Source organism: Nocardia sp. AB354 (assembly GCF_049538315.1).
Taxonomy (GTDB): domain Bacteria; phylum Actinomycetota; class Actinomycetes; order Mycobacteriales; family Mycobacteriaceae; genus Nocardia; species Nocardia nova.
Window position 1 is genome coordinate 418,215 of sequence record NZ_JBMVFU010000004.1, and the last position, 15,138, is coordinate 433,352.

A 15,138-nucleotide genomic window follows, 5' to 3' on the forward strand; every position below is an offset into this window, starting at 1 on the left:
GATACTGGAGCGATCATGGCCGATTTCACCACCGGGGAGGCCGTCTCCCTGCAGTTGCCGATCGCGCGCATCCCCACCCGGGCCGCGGCCTTCGCGATCGATCTGGTGCTGCAACTCGTGCTCGGCCTGCTGTTGTTGTCGGCCGTCTTCGCCGTGTTGTTCCGATTCGAACCCGACGGCGCATGGGTCGACGTCGCCGTGCTGGTGACGATGGTGACCGTGCTCGTCGGCTATCCGGTCGTCAGCGAAACGCTGATGCGCGGGCGGACCGTGGGAAAACTGGCGCTGGGCCTGCGCGTCGTACGCAGCGACGGCGGGCCCGTCGACTTCCGGCACGCGCTGACCCGCGGCCTCGCCGGCGCCCTCGTCGATTTCTGGAATCTCGGCGGGTTCGGTCTGGTCGCGGTGGTCACCTCGCTCTGTTCGCCGCGGGCGCGCCGGGTCGGTGACATCCTGGCCGGCACCGTCGTGGTGTCGGATCGGGCGCGAATTCCCATGCCCGCGCTGGCCACTGCCCCGCCTTGGCTGGTCGACTGGGTGGGCCGGCTGGATCTGTCCGGTCTCACCGAGGATCTCGCGCTGCCCGTGCGGCGGTATCTGACCCGCTTCCCGCAGCTCACCCCGCAGGTGCAGGCGGAACTCGGTGCGGCGCTGGTGATCGCGGTGTGCGATCAACTGCGGGTGGCGCCACCGGCCGGATATCCGCCGCTGCACATCCTCGGTGCGGTCATCGGGGAGCGGCAACGCCGGATTCTGCCGCCGCCCCGCCTGCCCTTCTGGCCGATGCCCCAGCAATGGGCGCCACCCGCCGGGCCGGCGCAGCCGTACGCATCGGTGGTCCGGCCGGGATCGTGAACGCTCAGAGGGCTCCGGACCGCTTCAGTTCCAGGTACTCGTCGGCCAGCGCCTCCGGGACTCGCTCCGGCGCCGCGGCCACCACGTCGATGCCCTGGCGCTGCAGGGTTTCTCGCACGATCGCGCGTTCGGTCAGCAGATGTTCGGCGGCCGCGGCGGCATAGACCTCGGCAGCGGTATCGCGACGGGTCGCGGTCGCCGCGATCTCCGGATCGGTGACCGACACCAGCAGCACCCGATGCCGGCTGCTCAACACCGGGAGTACCGGCAGCAGATTCTCTTCGACCATCGCCCCGTCGAGACTGGTGAACCAGACCACCAGGCTGCGGCGGCGGGTGTGGCGAACCGCGGTGCGGACCATCGCCGGGGTGTCGGCATCCAGCAGCGCGGGCACGACGCCCGAGAGGGCGTGCATCAGCTTGGGCTGCACCGCCTTTCCGCGTGCGCCCCGGACTTCGGCGCGAATCTCGCGATCGAAGGCCAGCAGGTCGACGGTATCCCCGGCCGCGGCCGCCAGTCCGCCCAGCAGCAGCGCGGCCTCGACGGCGGTGTCCAGCCGAGTCTGCTCACCGAGGCGGGCGGCGCTGATTCGGCCGGTATCCAGCAACATCAGCACGTGGCGGTTGCGTTCGGGACGCCAGGTGCGTACCAGCACATCGGTGGCGCGGGCCGTGGCTCGCCAGTCGATGGACCGCACATCGTCACCGGCCACATATTCGCGGAAGGAATCGAATTCCGAGCCCGGACCACGCAGAGTGGCGACCGATCGGCCGTCCAGATGCTGCAGCCGTTTCACCTTGGCCGCGAGGATCCGTTCGGTCCGAAACGGCGGCAGCGCACGCACCGTCGCGGGCACGGTGCGACGGAACTGCCGCCCCGCCAGACCGAGCGGACCGAACAACCGAACCGTGACCGGCCCCGCGATCCGATCGCCGCGGCGAGCCGGGCGGACGGTGGTGGCCAGCCGGGTGGTGGTATTCGGCGGCAGCTGCAACCGGTGGGTCTCGGCCGGTGCCTGCGCACTGGGCGGCCAGTCGTCCCACAGCCGCGCCCGCACCGCGCGGGCGCCGCGGTTCAGCACGGTGAGCTCGACGGTGGTGGTGTGGCCGACGCGGACGGTGGTGAGCGGAACCCGGGACAACTCGAGATCATCGGCGCGACAGGCGATCACGTCTATCGCGACGAGGACGGCCAGCACACTCGTCAGTACGGCGACGCCGGCCCAGGACGGCAGCGCGACACCGACCACCACCGCAGCCACCGCCGCGCAGACCGCGAGCCGACCCGTGACGATCATTGCGCTACACCGGAACCGGGACCGCGGCCAACAGCGAAGACATCACGCCTTCACCGGTCACGCCGTCCAGTTCGGCCTCGGGACGTAACTGCAGACGATGCCGGAGAGCCGTCACCGCAATGGTTTTCACATCATCGGGAGTGACGAAGGCGCGGCCGTTCAGCCACGCCAGGGCCCGCGCCGAGGCCAGCACCGCGGTCGCGCCGCGCGGGGAAGCGCCGTGCTGGACCGCGGGCGAGGTACGGGTGGCGCGGCACAGATCGACGATGTAGGCCAGCACCTCCGGGTTGACCGTCACCTGCGCGACGGCGGCCCGTGCCGCCGCGATATGCGCGGCTCCGGCGACGGGCCGCACGCCCGCTGCCTCCAGGTCGCGCGGGTCGAAGCCGGCGGCGTGGCGCTGCAGGATCCGGAATTCGTCGTCGCGGCCGGGCAGCTGGATATCCACCTTGAACAGGAATCGGTCCAGCTGCGCCTCCGGCAGTGGGTAGGTGCCCTCCTGCTCGATCGGATTCTGGGTCGCGATCACCACGAACGGATCGGGCAGCGGCTGCGGGACGCCGGCCACCGACACCTGCCGCTCCTCCATCGACTCCAGCAGTGCCGATTGGGTTTTCGGCGGCGTGCGGTTGATCTCGTCGGCGAGCAGCAGATTGGTGAAGACCGGCCCGCGGCGGAAGGTGAATTCGGCAGAATGCGGATCGTAGATCTGGGAGCCGGTCACATCGCCGGGCATCAGATCCGGAGTGAACTGCACCCGGGTGTGGTCGAGCTCCAGCGCCGCGGCCAGGGCGCGCACCAGCAGCGTCTTCGCCACGCCCGGCACACCTTCCAACAGCACGTGGCCACGGCACAGCAGGGCGAGCACGAGGTACAGCACGGCGTGGTCGTTGCCGACGACCGCCTTGCCGATCTCGGCACGTACCTCGCCCAGCGCCCGGAGCGCCTGGTCGGCCGTGGGGATGTGGTTGGTCTGCGCCGTGGTCATCCGGTCTCCGTCATCCTATTTCCGATTCGATCCAGTCCAGTTGTGCCGCCACGTATTCCAGCGCCGAGTCGTCGGCGACGGGGCCGTAGAAGGCCGTGGCGATGCGGCCGGGATCGACGCCGATCCGGGCGCCGATCACCGCGCTCACCTGCTCCGGCGCGGCATCGGCGCGCAGATTCACCCGGCCGCGGACGCGTCGCAGCGTGGCCGCGCGCAATTTCGCCGCGACATGGTCGCGATCCTTGGTCCTGCGGTAGAGCGCGGCCTGACCCGCCAGCAGCTCACCGGCCGCCACCTGCACCGGGCGCGGCTCGCCGACCACGGCACCCCGGCGGCGGGCGCGCCACCAGACCACGACGGCGGCGAAGATCAGCGCCTGCAACCCGCCGTAGGCCAGCCAGGGCGGTAAGCGCTGGAAGATCGAATCGCTGCCCTCGCCCACGTCGGGCGGGCGGATATCCGGGTGATCGGGCGGCGGTGGTGAGTGCGGCTGGGTCGGTTGCGGCGGGGCCGTCGGCGCGGCGGCCAGCCGGAACAGCAGGTACCCGACGAGCGCGATGACGAGCGCGGCGAGCACGATGGCCCAGAAGCGCTTGTCGCGCACCAACTGTGGCAGCGGCGGCAAGCGGCGGCGACCGGCGCGCGTGCGTTCGGACCGCTGCTGTTCGACCGGGTCGGGCGGAGGAGGCGGCGCCAGCGAATAGCGATCGGCCGAGGTGAGGCGCTGATATTCGTCCGGAGTGGCAGTGCGGCCGCCGTAGACGATCTCGTCGAAACTGTGTGCGGCGTAGTCCAATTCGGCCGAGGCGTCCGGAAGCGCGTGCCCCGCGGCCGAGGCGGTCTCCCGGGCCGTGCGCGAACGCCGGACCTCGAGTACGCCGCCCTGTTCGAGTCCGCGTACGACGGCGCGGAAGCGTTCGCGCAGTGCGGTATCGAAGTCGTGGTGCCCGGCGGCGGATTCGGCCGCGGCCCGGTGCTGGGCGGCCGCTCCGAGCGTCGGGGGTGGCGGCGCCGCGGGCCGATCCGCGCGTGCGTCGTGGGTCACCGTGCCGCCTGCCCGGTGGATATCCGGATATCCAAACCCTCCCGGCCGCAACGCCTGTCGAGATACACCACCACGGCGGTTGCGGCGTCGACGGCCGCGGCGAACGCCGAAATCAGCAGCGCCGCACCGGACAGCAGAGTGACGACCGCCCAGCGATGGGTTCCGGAGATATCGGAGAGGAAGCCCAGAAGTCCCGCGACCGGCACCGCCAGCATCAGCAGCACGCCGCGCAGATAGAGCCACAGTCCGGCCAGCGGCATCACCCGTCCGGTGGCGAGCAGTTTCGCTCGCCGGACCCCCGCCGCGTACGGGGTCGATTCGGCGAACAGGACCGGCACGATCGGCCATCGCGTACCGCGCACCCGGGCCAGCCAGATCACCGCCGGAATCAGCGTGATGATCAGCGGCGTACCGAGCAGGAGAATGCCGACGCCGATCGCTGTGGAGATCACCTGGTTCAGCAGCAGCCGACCGGACAGCGGGAGTAGACGCGCGGCGGCGGTGCGCGCGGTGATCGGCCGGTTGTGGACGACGGCCAGCCCGATCGGCACGGTCACGCCCACTATCCACAACCGCAGCACCCATGCACAGCAGGCTGTGGAAAGGATTGCCGCCCAGGCGGTTCCGGCGCTCGAATCGTCGGTCGCGAGCGACACCAGTGCGGTGACCCCGACGACGATCCCCAGGGCCGCGGCCAGAGCCGCACCCGCCAACCCGGCGATCGGCCGGATTCGATGCTGCAATACCGCGAAGGGCAGGTCGGCCAACTCCCGCCACGTCAGCGGTCGCACCGGGATGCGTTCGGCGTCGTCTCCACCGCCGGAGTCGCGGTCGTCGGCACCGCGCGGCGGCGCCACGCGGTGGACGGACGATCGCCCCTCCCGATCGGTCACGACTGGAAACACGGGCCGAGTCTATCCACGGACCGGGACGTATGACGGTTATCCGATCGGCCACCCGGCGGGTGACGCAACCGGGTGGATATGACCGGTTCGGCCGAAAACCACGTGACCGCGACGCCTGGGGCGTCCGGTCGGGTTCGGTCAGTCGCGGCCGGAGCCGGGCGGCAGTTCGCGTGGGGCGCGGTAGCCGAGTTCGGTCGTCTCGCCGGCGGGCAGCTCGCCGTATCGGCCGGATTCCGGCAGATCGGGGTGCGCGGCGGGATTCCGCTGCGGGAGGGCCGCATAGCGCGCGTAGCGCGGGTCGTGCCGGTAGGCGGCATAACGCGGGTCGTGCTGGTAGGCGTCGTACGGGTACGAAGCGGTGACCTGGGCGTAGGGCGCATCCGGCAGCGGGTGGCCCGGATGTCCGTAGCCCACCGCCGGATCGAGCGAATCCTCGGAGTTCACCGTCACCTTGCGGGTTCGTTTGAGGGTGAAGGTGATCTCCTCCGCCTCCTCGAAGACCTGACGGACGGTCCGCAACGGTGCGACCGCGGTGTCGATGGTCCGATCGAGCGCGGTGGTGACGAATCCGGGGACCAGCGGACGGATCCAGCGCGCGGCGGTATCGGTGAACGGCACCGTGCCGATCACCGGAAGTTCCAGCCCGCCACCTTTTTTCGCGTCCTCGCGCGGGGCGGGCACCGCGGCCGGCGAATGCGGCGCGAGGCCGGCCGAGGGCAGCTGTGCGGGCAGATTCCGTGCGGTCACGGTCGCCTCCTGTGTCGAGTCGGTTCGGGCCGGGGATTCGGCAGCGGGCAATGCGCCCGTGGTCGGGAAGGTCGCGGATGCGGTCTGCGCACCCGGCGGAAGGGCGGCCAGCGCCTCGAATTCGGCGACCGCCCGGCGCTGCGGTTCGGTGATGCCGATTTCCAGGTTGCCGATCGCCGCGATCACCCGTTTGCGCTGGCGCTCGCGGTCGATGGCGGTATCGGCGTGCAACGCCAGTTGTGCGGTGGCCACCCGATGTTCGGCCCGCTGGACCGCGACCGCGGTATCGGCTTCCCGCTCGGCGCGGTCGGCTTCGGCGCGCGCGGCCACGGCGCGGTCGAACGACGATTCGCCCCGCCAGGACCGCAGCACCAGCGGCAGCAGGGCGAGGAGAACCCCGATCGCGATCGTGAGCAGGCGCAACAGCAGCGCACCCAGATGTCCGGTGGTGTAGTCGTTCATGGCCAGCCAGCGCGCGCCCAGACCACGATCTCCGGTGTGGAAGGCGGCGGTGCGGGCCTGCTCCAGGGCGCTCTGACGGGTGGCGATCTCCGCGTCCACGGGCTGGACGCGCGCTTCGGCGGTGTTGAGCCGTCCACGGGCATCGTCGAGCATCGCGTTGGCGGTCTGTGATTCCGGACCCCGGCCGGGCACCCCGGTGATCTTGGTCTGCGGGCACTGTGGCGTCGGGTGGTATTCACAGCGGGCGACGACGAGGGCCTGATCCATATCGGCCTGCGCCTGGGCGATGGTCCGGGTGAGTGCGCTGCGTTCGGCAGTGGCTCGGTCGAGCTCCGTGCGGGCGGTGACCACTGTCGCGGCGGAGTCGGCGTCGCGGCGGGACCGATCGTCGAGCGTGCGGTCGACGGATCCGGCGAGAATCACCGTGCTTGCCAGCTCGGCCACCAGGACACCGGTGATCACGGCGACCGCGATCCGCCCGATCCGCTCGGCCCGGCCGCGACCGGCGGACAGTGGCGCGGTGGCCGAGGCTCGCGAGATTGCGCCGACCAGCAGTGTCGCCGGCAGCGCGACGACCGCCACGACCACGGCGGGCCAGTGCGCCGCGGCACCGGCCGCCGCGACGACGATCCCGGACAGCACCGCGAACAGCAGCACCACCCCGCCGGTCACGACGTACGTCGATCCCTCGTGCCGGTCGCCGCGGCCGGCTTCGGCGCCACCGAGCCAGGTCAGCGCCGCGGCGGGGGACCGCCTCGCTCGCGATTCGGTCGTGCGGGAGCCGGACCCCGAGGGTCCGGATGCCGAACTTTCGGTGGGGGACTGTTCGAAGACGTGGGGATCGGTCAACGGATTCACATCCTCTGGGTCCCAATCGTTGTCGCCAACGGGCGAAACGGTCGTTGCATCGTGGTCCGGGCGGTGGTGTGCCCCCGCGCGCGAGCGGGGCGGGCCATCCGCCGAGCGCCGCGGTCGCGCGCAATCAGGTTCAGAGTGACAGGCCGAGCGAAGAACCACCGAGCGCGGCGGCATCGATGTGGTGAGCCTCACAGACGGCTGCGGAGCGAAACCCTACTCTCGGGTAGGGCGGCACCGATCGACACGATGGTGCGGCGGTGACAGGAGGGCGGAACGTGCGAGCGACCCGGGGAGTCGGTATTCATCGGATCGGGGGAGGACCATATGCGGGCGAAACCGACGATCCGGCGGTCGACACCGGGGCACTGTCGCGATTCGATCGTCACCACGCGCGCCGGCGTACCCGTCTCGTCGCGGCCGCCCTGCTCGTCACCTCGGCATTCGCGGTCGTGGCGCCGATGACCACCGAGCGAGTACTTCCGCAGGCGCAGGCGGCTCCGGCGGAGGGGGACCGGTCGGCACTCAGTCCGCTGGTGGAGTTGGTGCTGCGCCGCCTGAACACCGCCGATGCCGTCGCCGCCGCGAAATGGACCGCCTCGCAGCGGACCGGGCAGCCTCCGGTGGTCGACGATCCGGCGCGCGAGGCGCAGGTCTACGACGCGATGGCCGCGGCCGGCACCCGGTCGGGGCTGCCGCAGGATTGGGTGCGGCAGGTGTTCGCCGGACAGATCGAGGCCAACAAGACCGTGCAGTACGGACTACTCACCCGGTGGCGCTTCGATCCGGCGGCCGCGCCCGCACCGGATGCGTCGGATCTGGCCGCCGTGCGGCCGGTGATCGACGAGGTCAACGGCGAGATCCTGAATCAGCTCGCGGCTCACCGCACGGTGCTTACCGCACCGGATTGTGCGCAGCAGCTCGCGGCCGCGGTGTTCCCGGCGCTGACCTCGGGCCGGGTTGACGCGCTGCACGGTGCAGCCCTGGTCCGCGCGACCGTAACGCTTTGTCCCGCAACAGATGTGAAATAAACCACAGTCATTCTCGATCTTGGTTTGCCGAGAATGTGCTGAACTCCACATTCGCAAACGATGCCGTACGGTCCGCACATTGGCGTGGCTTGTCGCTCCGGTATCCGGAATGTCTCCTCCAGGTGTCCGGAGAGTTAGCCGCCTTACACCCCGGTTTGCCGCCGCCGTGTACGGGGAAATCTGTTTCGACGCAGGTGAGAGCGTTGCGCAGGACTGGGCTCCCAGCTCGTGACCGATGCCCAGGCGCTATCGACGGCAGTGGCGAACGCGACTCAGCGATCCGCGCCGCCTGCTTTACACTGGAGAACGCGCAGGTAGTGGAGGACCGATGTAGATGCCCAGGTAGACGGAGTATTTAGCACAACCTAAGTTGGTTGGGCTCCGGTCCTGACTTATCGTTTGCTCTAAGTGTCGGACGCGAAATGTCCGACTCGTCGCCCGGACTCGGCCACGAGCCGCAAGCATCAGCCTAGCGGGCGAGCACGGCGCGGTGGGTAAGGAACTCCTCAGAGTTCCGCTACCACCGAGCACCCGACTACGAAACCGAAGCGGGTGGACAACTGGAGAGTTCGACTGCACGGGATGACCATCAGCGCCGCTGGTCGCCGCAACGTCCGGACGCAGTCTAGGCGGAGGCGTTTCGACGAGGGCCATCGGAAGAAGGCATCGAAATCGAAGGCCTCTTCGTTGAAGGCGCCTATTTCTTGAAGGCAGAGGCATGACGCAACTTCCTGGCCACCGCGGCGAGCCGCGAATGGGACACCGGTCACCTGGCCGCACTGGTCTTTATGACCCGGCGAACGAGCACGACTCCTGCGGTGTCGCGTTCGTCGTCGACATGCATGGCCGTCGTAGCCGCGACATCGTCGACAAGGCTATTACGGCACTGCTGAACCTGGAGCACCGTGGTGCTGCGGGTGCGGAACCCAACTCCGGTGACGGTGCGGGCATCATGATCCAGCTTCCTGACCGGTTCTTCCGGGCCGTGCTGGCGGAGAATGGTGCCAACTTCGAGTTGCCGCCGGAAGGCTCCTACGCCACCGGTATCGCATTCCTGCCGCAGGCCCGCCGCGAGGCCGCCCGCGCCTGCTACCGGGTCGAGAAGATCGTCAAGGAAGAGGGCCTGGCCGTTCTGGGCTGGCGCGAGGTTCCGATCGACGAGTCCTCCCTGGGTGCGCTGTCGCGCGACGCCATGCCGACGTTCCGTCAGCTGTTCATCGCCTCGCCCGCCGATTCCGCCGAGCAGCTCGGTGGAATGGATCTGGAGCGGCGTGCCTACGTCGTGCGCAAGCGGGTCGAGCACGAGCTCGGCAAGCAGGGCGCCGGCGAGGGTGCGGTCGGCCGCGAGACCGTCTACTTCCCGAGCCTGTCCGGCCAGACCTTCGTCTACAAGGGCATGTTCACCACCCCGCAGCTGCGGGCGTTCTACCTGGATCTGCAGGACGACCGGGTGGAGTCGGCGCTGGGCATCGTGCACTCGCGCTTCTCGACCAACACCTTCCCGTCCTGGCCGCTGGCCCACCCGTTCCGCCGCGTCGCGCACAACGGTGAGATCAACACCGTCACCGGTAACGAGAACTGGATGCGCGCGCGTGAAGCGCTGCTGAACTCCGAGATCTTCGGCACCGACAGCGAGGGCAACAACCGGCTGGAGAAGATCTTCCCGGTCTGCACCCCGGGCGCCTCCGACACCGCGCGCTTCGACGAGGTGCTGGAACTGCTGCACCTCGGTGGCCGCAGCCTGCCGCACGCCGTGCTGATGATGATCCCGGAGGCCTGGGAGCGGCACGAGTCGATGGACCCGGCGCAGCGCGCCTTCTACCGCTACCACTCCATGCTGATGGAGCCGTGGGACGGTCCGGCCTCGGTGTGCTTCACCGACGGCACCGTGGTCGGCGCGGTGCTGGACCGCAACGGTCTGCGCCCCTCCCGTATCTGGGTCACCGAGGACGGCCTGGTCGTCATGGCCTCCGAGGTCGGCGTGCTCGACATCGAGCCGTCGAAGGTGGTCCGCAAGGCCCGTCTGCAGCCCGGCCGCATGTTCCTGGTCGACACCTCGAAGGGCCGCATCATCAGCGACGACGAGATCAAGTCGCAGCTGGCGGCCGAGCAGCCGTACCAGGAGTGGCTCGACGAGGGCATCACCAAGCTCGCCGAGCTGCCCGACCGTCCGCACGAGCACATGTCGCACGACCGCGTGCTCATCCGTCAGCAGATCTTCGGATACTCCACCGAGGAACTGAGCCTGCTGATCTCGCCGATGGCCAAGACCGGCGGTGAGGCGCTGGGTTCGATGGGCACCGACACGCCGATCGCCGTGCTGTCCTCGCGTCCGCGTCTGCTGTTCGACTACTTCGCGCAGCTGTTCGCTCAGGTCACCAACCCGCCGCTGGACGCCATCCGCGAGGAGGTCGTCACCAGCCTGCGCAGCACCATCGGCCCCGAGGCCGACCTGCTGCATCCGGGTCCGGAGTCCTGTCGCCACATCACGCTGACCCAGCCGATTCTCGACAACGACGAGCTGGCCAAGCTCGTCCACATCAACGACGACGGTTCGCGGCCCGAGCTGCGTTCGGTGGTCGTGCGCGGCCTCTACTCGGTGAAGAAGGGTGGCAAGGGCCTGCGCAAGGCACTCGAGGCGATCAACGCCCAGGTGTCGGCCGCCATCGACGGCGGCGCGCGGATCATCGTGCTGTCCGACCGGGAATCCAACGAGAAGCTGGCGCCGATTCCGTCGCTGCTGCTCACCGCCTCGGTGCACCACCACCTGGTGCGCGAGCGCACCCGCACCAAGGTCGGCCTCGTGGTCGAGGCCGGTGACGCCCGCGAGGTGCACCACATGGCCATGCTGGTCGGCTTCGGCGCGGCCGCGATCAACCCCTACATGGCCTTCGAGTCGATCGAGGACATGCTCGAGCGCGGCGCGCTGGAGATGCCCGGCAGCACCGGCGACAAGGCGGCGGACTACGCGGCGGCCGTCAAGAACTACAACAAGGCGGCCGGCAAGGGCGTGCTGAAGGTGATGTCCAAGATGGGCATCTCCACCATCGCCTCCTACCGCGGCGCGCAGCTGTTCCAGGTCGTGGGTCTGTCGCAGGAACTCTGCGACCAGTACTTCACCGGCCTGACCTCGCCGCTGGACGGCATCGGTCTCGACGACATCGCCGCCGAGGTCGCCGCCCGCCACCGGATCGCCTTCCTGGAGAACCGCACCGAGCGCGCGCACCGCGAGCTCGAGATCGGCGGTGAGTACCAGTGGCGGCGCGAGGGTGAGTACCACCTGTTCAACCCGGACACGGTGTTCAAGCTGCAGCACGCGACCCGCTCGGGTCAGTACTCGATCTTCAAGGAGTACACCAAGCTGGTCGACGACCAGTCCGAGCGCCTGGCCTCGCTGCGCGGCCTGTTCAAGTTCAAGACCGAGGGCCGGCACGCGATTCCGGTCGAGGAGGTCGAGCCCGCCAGCGAGATCGTGAAGCGCTTCTCCACCGGCGCGATGAGCTACGGCTCGATCTCGGCGGAGGCGCACGAGACCCTCGCCATCGCGATGAACCGCCTCGGCGGCCGTTCCAACTCGGGTGAGGGCGGCGAGTCGCCGGCTCGCTTCGAGCCGGAGGACAACGGTGACTGGCGGCGCAGCGCGATCAAGCAGGTGGCGTCGGGTCGCTTCGGCGTGACCGCGCACTACCTGACCAACTGCACCGACATCCAGATCAAGATGGCCCAGGGCGCCAAGCCCGGTGAGGGCGGTCAGCTGCCCGCGCACAAGGTGTACCCGTGGGTCGCCGAGGTGCGGCACTCGACGCCGGGTGTCGGCCTGATCTCGCCGCCGCCGCACCACGACATCTACTCGATCGAGGATCTGGCCCAGCTGATCCACGACCTGAAGAACGCGAATCCGCAGGCTCGGATTCACGTGAAACTTGTCGCGGAACCGGGTGTCGGAACGGTCGCGGCCGGTGTGTCGAAGGCTCACGCCGACGTCGTGCTGATCTCCGGCCACGACGGTGGTACCGGCGCCTCGCCGCTGACCTCGCTGAAGCACGCGGGCGGCCCCTGGGAACTCGGTCTGGCCGAGACCCAGCAGACCCTGCTGCTCAACGGCCTGCGCGACCGCATCGTGGTGCAGGTCGACGGCCAGATGAAGACCGGCCGCGACGTGCTGATCGGCGCCTTGCTCGGCGCCGAGGAGTACGGCTTCGCGACCGCTCCGCTGGTGGTCTCCGGCTGCGTCATGATGCGCGTCTGCCACCTCGACACCTGCCCGGTCGGCGTCGCGACCCAGAATCCGGTGCTGCGCCAGCGCTTCACCGGTAAGCCCGAATTCGTCGAGAACTTCTTCATGTTCATCGCCGAAGAGGTGCGGGAGCTGCTGGCCTCGCTGGGTCTGCGCTCGCTCGACGAGGCCATCGGCCGGGTCGACCTGCTCGACACCACCAAGGCCAAGGAGCACTGGAAGGCGAGCAAGCTGGATCTGTCGCCGATCCTCGACGATGTCGAGACGGCGTTCATGTACCAGGACCGCCGCTGCACCAAGACTCAGGACCACGGCCTGGACAAGGCGCTGGACAACCAGCTCATCGCTCAGGCGGCGGATGCGCTCGAGCGCGGCAAGCCGGTCAAGTTCGAGACCAAGATCACGAACGTGAACCGCACGGTCGGCACCATGCTCGGCCACGAGGTGACCAAGCTCTACGGTGGTGCCGGCCTGCCCGACGACACCATCGACATCACCTTCACCGGTTCGGCGGGCAACAGCTTCGGCGCGTTCGTCCCGGCCGGTATCACCCTGCGGGTGTTCGGTGATGCCAACGACTATGTGGGCAAGGGCCTTTCGGGCGGACACCTGGTGGTGCGGCCGTCGCTGAACGCGCCGGAGTCCTTCGTCGCCGAAGAGAACATCATCGCGGGCAACGTGATCCTGTTCGGCGCCACCAGCGGTGAGGCGTTCATCCGCGGTGTGGTCGGAGAGCGGTTCTGCGTGCGTAACTCGGGCGCCACCGCGGTGGTCGAGGGCGTGGGTGATCACGGCTGCGAGTACATGACCGGTGGCCGGGTCGTCATCCTCGGCGAGACCGGGCGCAACTTCGGTGCCGGTATGTCGGGCGGTATCGCCTACATCTACAACCCGAACGGCACGTTCGAAGCCAACCTCAACACCGAGCTGGTGGATATCGAACAGCTCGAGGGCGAGGACTTCACCTGGCTGCGCGACGTCGTCGCGAGCCATCGCGACGCGACGGGTTCGGCAGTGGCCGAACGCATCCTGAGCGATTGGTCGCAGCAGGTGAACCACTTCGTGAAGGTTATGCCTCGCGACTACAAGAAGGTATTGCTCGCTATCTCCGAGGCTGAGAAGGCCGGAAGGGATGTCGACGAGGCGATCATGGAGGCCGCACGTGGATAACGTGAGACGCGTGCAAGACGCACGGACGGTCCTGAGAGGCGAAAATACGGAGGCCGCACGTGGGTGATCCACAGGGATTTCTGAAGCACACCAGCCGGGAACTGCCCACTCGGCGTCCGGTACCGCTGCGCCTGATGGACTGGAAAGAGGTCTACGAGGAGAACTACTCCCACCAGACCCTGCAGACCCAGGCCAGCCGCTGCATGGACTGCGGCATCCCGTTCTGCCACAACGGCTGCCCGCTGGGGAACCTGATTCCCGAGTGGAACGACCTGGTCTACCGGGATCGCTGGCGCGAGGGCATCGACCGTCTGCACGCGACCAACAACTTCCCGGAATTCACCGGGCGGTTGTGCCCGGCGCCGTGTGAGGCGTCGTGTGTGCTCGGTATCAACCAGGATCCGGTCACCATCAAGCAGGTCGAGGTCGAACTCATCGAGAACGCTTTCGACGAGGGCTGGGTGCAGCCGGTCTATCCGACCCGCCTGACCGGTAAGAAGGTCGCGGTCGTGGGTTCGGGTCCGGCCGGTCTGGCCGCGGCCCAGCAGCTGACCCGCGCCGGCCACACCGTCACGGTGTTCGAGCGCGACGACCGCATCGGTGGCCTGCTGCGCTACGGCATTCCGGAATTCAAGATGGAGAAGCGCTTCATCGACCGCCGCCTGGCGCAGATGGAGGCCGAGGGCACCATCTTCAAGGCGGGCGTGAACGTCGGTGTCGACATCACCGCAGAGCAGCTGCGTGAGCAGTTCGACGCGGTGGTGCTCGCGGGTGGTTCCACCATCGCGCGGGACCTGCCGATTCCGGGTCGCGATCTGGACGGCATCCACCAGGCGATGGAATTCCTGCCGCTGGCCAACCGGGTTCAGCTGGGCGACCCGGTCGCCGACGAGGAGGGCCTGCCGAGGATCCACGCCAAGGGCAAGAAGGTCGTCATCATCGGTGGCGGTGACACCGGCGCCGACTGCCTGGGCACCTCGCACCGCCAAGGCGCGGCGAGCGTCCACCAGTTCGAGATCATGCCGAGGCCGCCGGAGGAGCGGGCCGAGTCGACCCCGTGGCCGACCTACCCGCTGATGTTCCGGGTCTCCTCGGCGCACGAAGAGGGTGGCGAGCGCGTCTTCTCGGTGAACACCGAACGGTTCATCGGTGCGGACGGCAAGGTCACCGGCCTGCAGGCGCATGAGGTCCGTAACGTCAACGGCCGCTTCGAGAAGGTCGAGGGCACCGACTTCACCCTGGAGGCCGATCTGGTCCTGCTGGCGATGGGCTTCGTCGGCCCGCAGAAGCCGGGTCTGCTCGAGGATCTCGGCGTGGGCTACGACCAGCGGGGCAACGTCAAGCGCGGTAAGGACTTCCAGACCACCGTGCCCGGCGTCTTCGTCGCCGGCGATATGGGGCGTGGTCAGTCGCTGATCGTGTGGGCCATCGCCGAGGGCCGCGCCGCCGCCTCGGCGGTGGACAAGCACCTCGAGGGTGAGACCGCGCTGCCGGCGCCGATCGCTCCGACGGCGGTCGCCCAGCGCTGAGTCCCGGCCGGAACGGC

At 69.0% G+C, this 15,138-nt stretch carries 9 protein-coding genes; 4 read left to right on the plus strand and 5 right to left on the minus strand.

From position 1 onward, the window contains the following. The first annotated feature begins 15 nt into the window (after positions 1 to 15). Positions 16 to 855 (plus strand): RDD family protein, encoded by an 840-nt coding sequence (locus tag ACPCUW_RS08745; RefSeq protein ID WP_063909557.1) that lies wholly within the window; start codon positions 16 to 18, stop codon positions 853 to 855. Positions 856 to 859: 4 nt separating this feature from the next. Here the strand turns inward: ACPCUW_RS08745 and ACPCUW_RS08750 are convergent, their stop codons facing one another. The 5 genes from ACPCUW_RS08750 to ACPCUW_RS08770 form a co-directional block, all read right to left on the minus strand. Continuing rightward, positions 860 to 2,152, minus strand: a complete 1,293-nt coding sequence (locus ACPCUW_RS08750; protein ID WP_423424243.1) for a DUF58 domain-containing protein — start codon at positions 2,150 to 2,152, stop codon at positions 860 to 862. Positions 2,153 to 2,156: 4 nt separating this feature from the next. Next, a complete protein-coding gene (locus ACPCUW_RS08755; RefSeq protein WP_423424244.1) occupies positions 2,157 to 3,140 on the minus strand; it encodes an AAA family ATPase in 984 nt (327 codons plus the stop codon). 10 nt (positions 3,141 to 3,150) lie between these two features. Further along, complete coding sequence (locus tag ACPCUW_RS08760) at positions 3,151 to 4,185, minus strand: DUF4129 domain-containing protein (protein ID WP_423424245.1); 1,035 nt, start codon at positions 4,183 to 4,185, stop codon at positions 3,151 to 3,153. Continuing rightward, positions 4,182 to 5,090 carry a hypothetical protein gene (locus ACPCUW_RS08765; protein WP_423424246.1) on the minus strand — a complete coding sequence of 303 codons (909 nt, stop codon included), beginning with the start codon at positions 5,088 to 5,090 and terminating at the stop codon, positions 4,182 to 4,184. The genes ACPCUW_RS08760 and ACPCUW_RS08765 overlap by 4 nt, the downstream gene beginning before the upstream one ends. Positions 5,091 to 5,228: 138 nt before the next feature. Beyond that, on the minus strand, positions 5,229 to 7,148 hold the full coding sequence (locus tag ACPCUW_RS08770) for a DUF4407 domain-containing protein (protein WP_423424247.1): 1,920 nt from the start codon (positions 7,146 to 7,148) through the stop codon (positions 5,229 to 5,231). 284 nt (positions 7,149 to 7,432) lie between these two features. Here ACPCUW_RS08770 and aroQ point away from each other — a divergent pair, with 284 nt between their 5' ends. The 3 genes from aroQ to ACPCUW_RS08785 all read left to right on the plus strand — a co-directional run bounded on the left by aroQ (position 7,433) and on the right by ACPCUW_RS08785 (position 15,121). Then, positions 7,433 to 8,185, plus strand: coding sequence for a gamma subclass chorismate mutase AroQ (aroQ, locus tag ACPCUW_RS08775; protein WP_423424248.1), 753 nt, complete (start codon positions 7,433 to 7,435; stop codon positions 8,183 to 8,185). Positions 8,186 to 8,939: 754 nt separating this feature from the next. Continuing rightward, positions 8,940 to 13,592 (plus strand): glutamate synthase large subunit, encoded by a 4,653-nt coding sequence (gene gltB / locus ACPCUW_RS08780; RefSeq protein WP_423424264.1) that lies wholly within the window; start codon positions 8,940 to 8,942, stop codon positions 13,590 to 13,592. A 59-nt stretch (positions 13,593 to 13,651) separates the two neighbouring features. Beyond that, the gene (locus ACPCUW_RS08785; protein WP_063015301.1) at positions 13,652 to 15,121 is read left to right on the plus strand and encodes a glutamate synthase subunit beta; all 1,470 of its coding nucleotides are present in this window, start codon (positions 13,652 to 13,654) and stop codon (positions 15,119 to 15,121) included. Positions 15,122 to 15,138 lie beyond the last annotated feature (17 nt).

Coding starts and splice junctions, on each gene's coding strand:
- ACPCUW_RS08755 (WP_423424244.1), bottom strand. CDS start 3,140: ATGACCACGGCGCAGACCAACCACATCCCCACGGCCGACCAGGCGCTC.
- ACPCUW_RS08745 (WP_063909557.1), top strand. CDS start 16: ATGGCCGATTTCACCACCGGGGAGGCCGTCTCCCTGCAGTTGCCGATC.
- ACPCUW_RS08750 (WP_423424243.1), bottom strand. CDS start 2,152: ATGATCGTCACGGGTCGGCTCGCGGTCTGCGCGGCGGTGGCTGCGGTG.
- gltB (WP_423424264.1), top strand. CDS start 8,940: ATGGGACACCGGTCACCTGGCCGCACTGGTCTTTATGACCCGGCGAAC.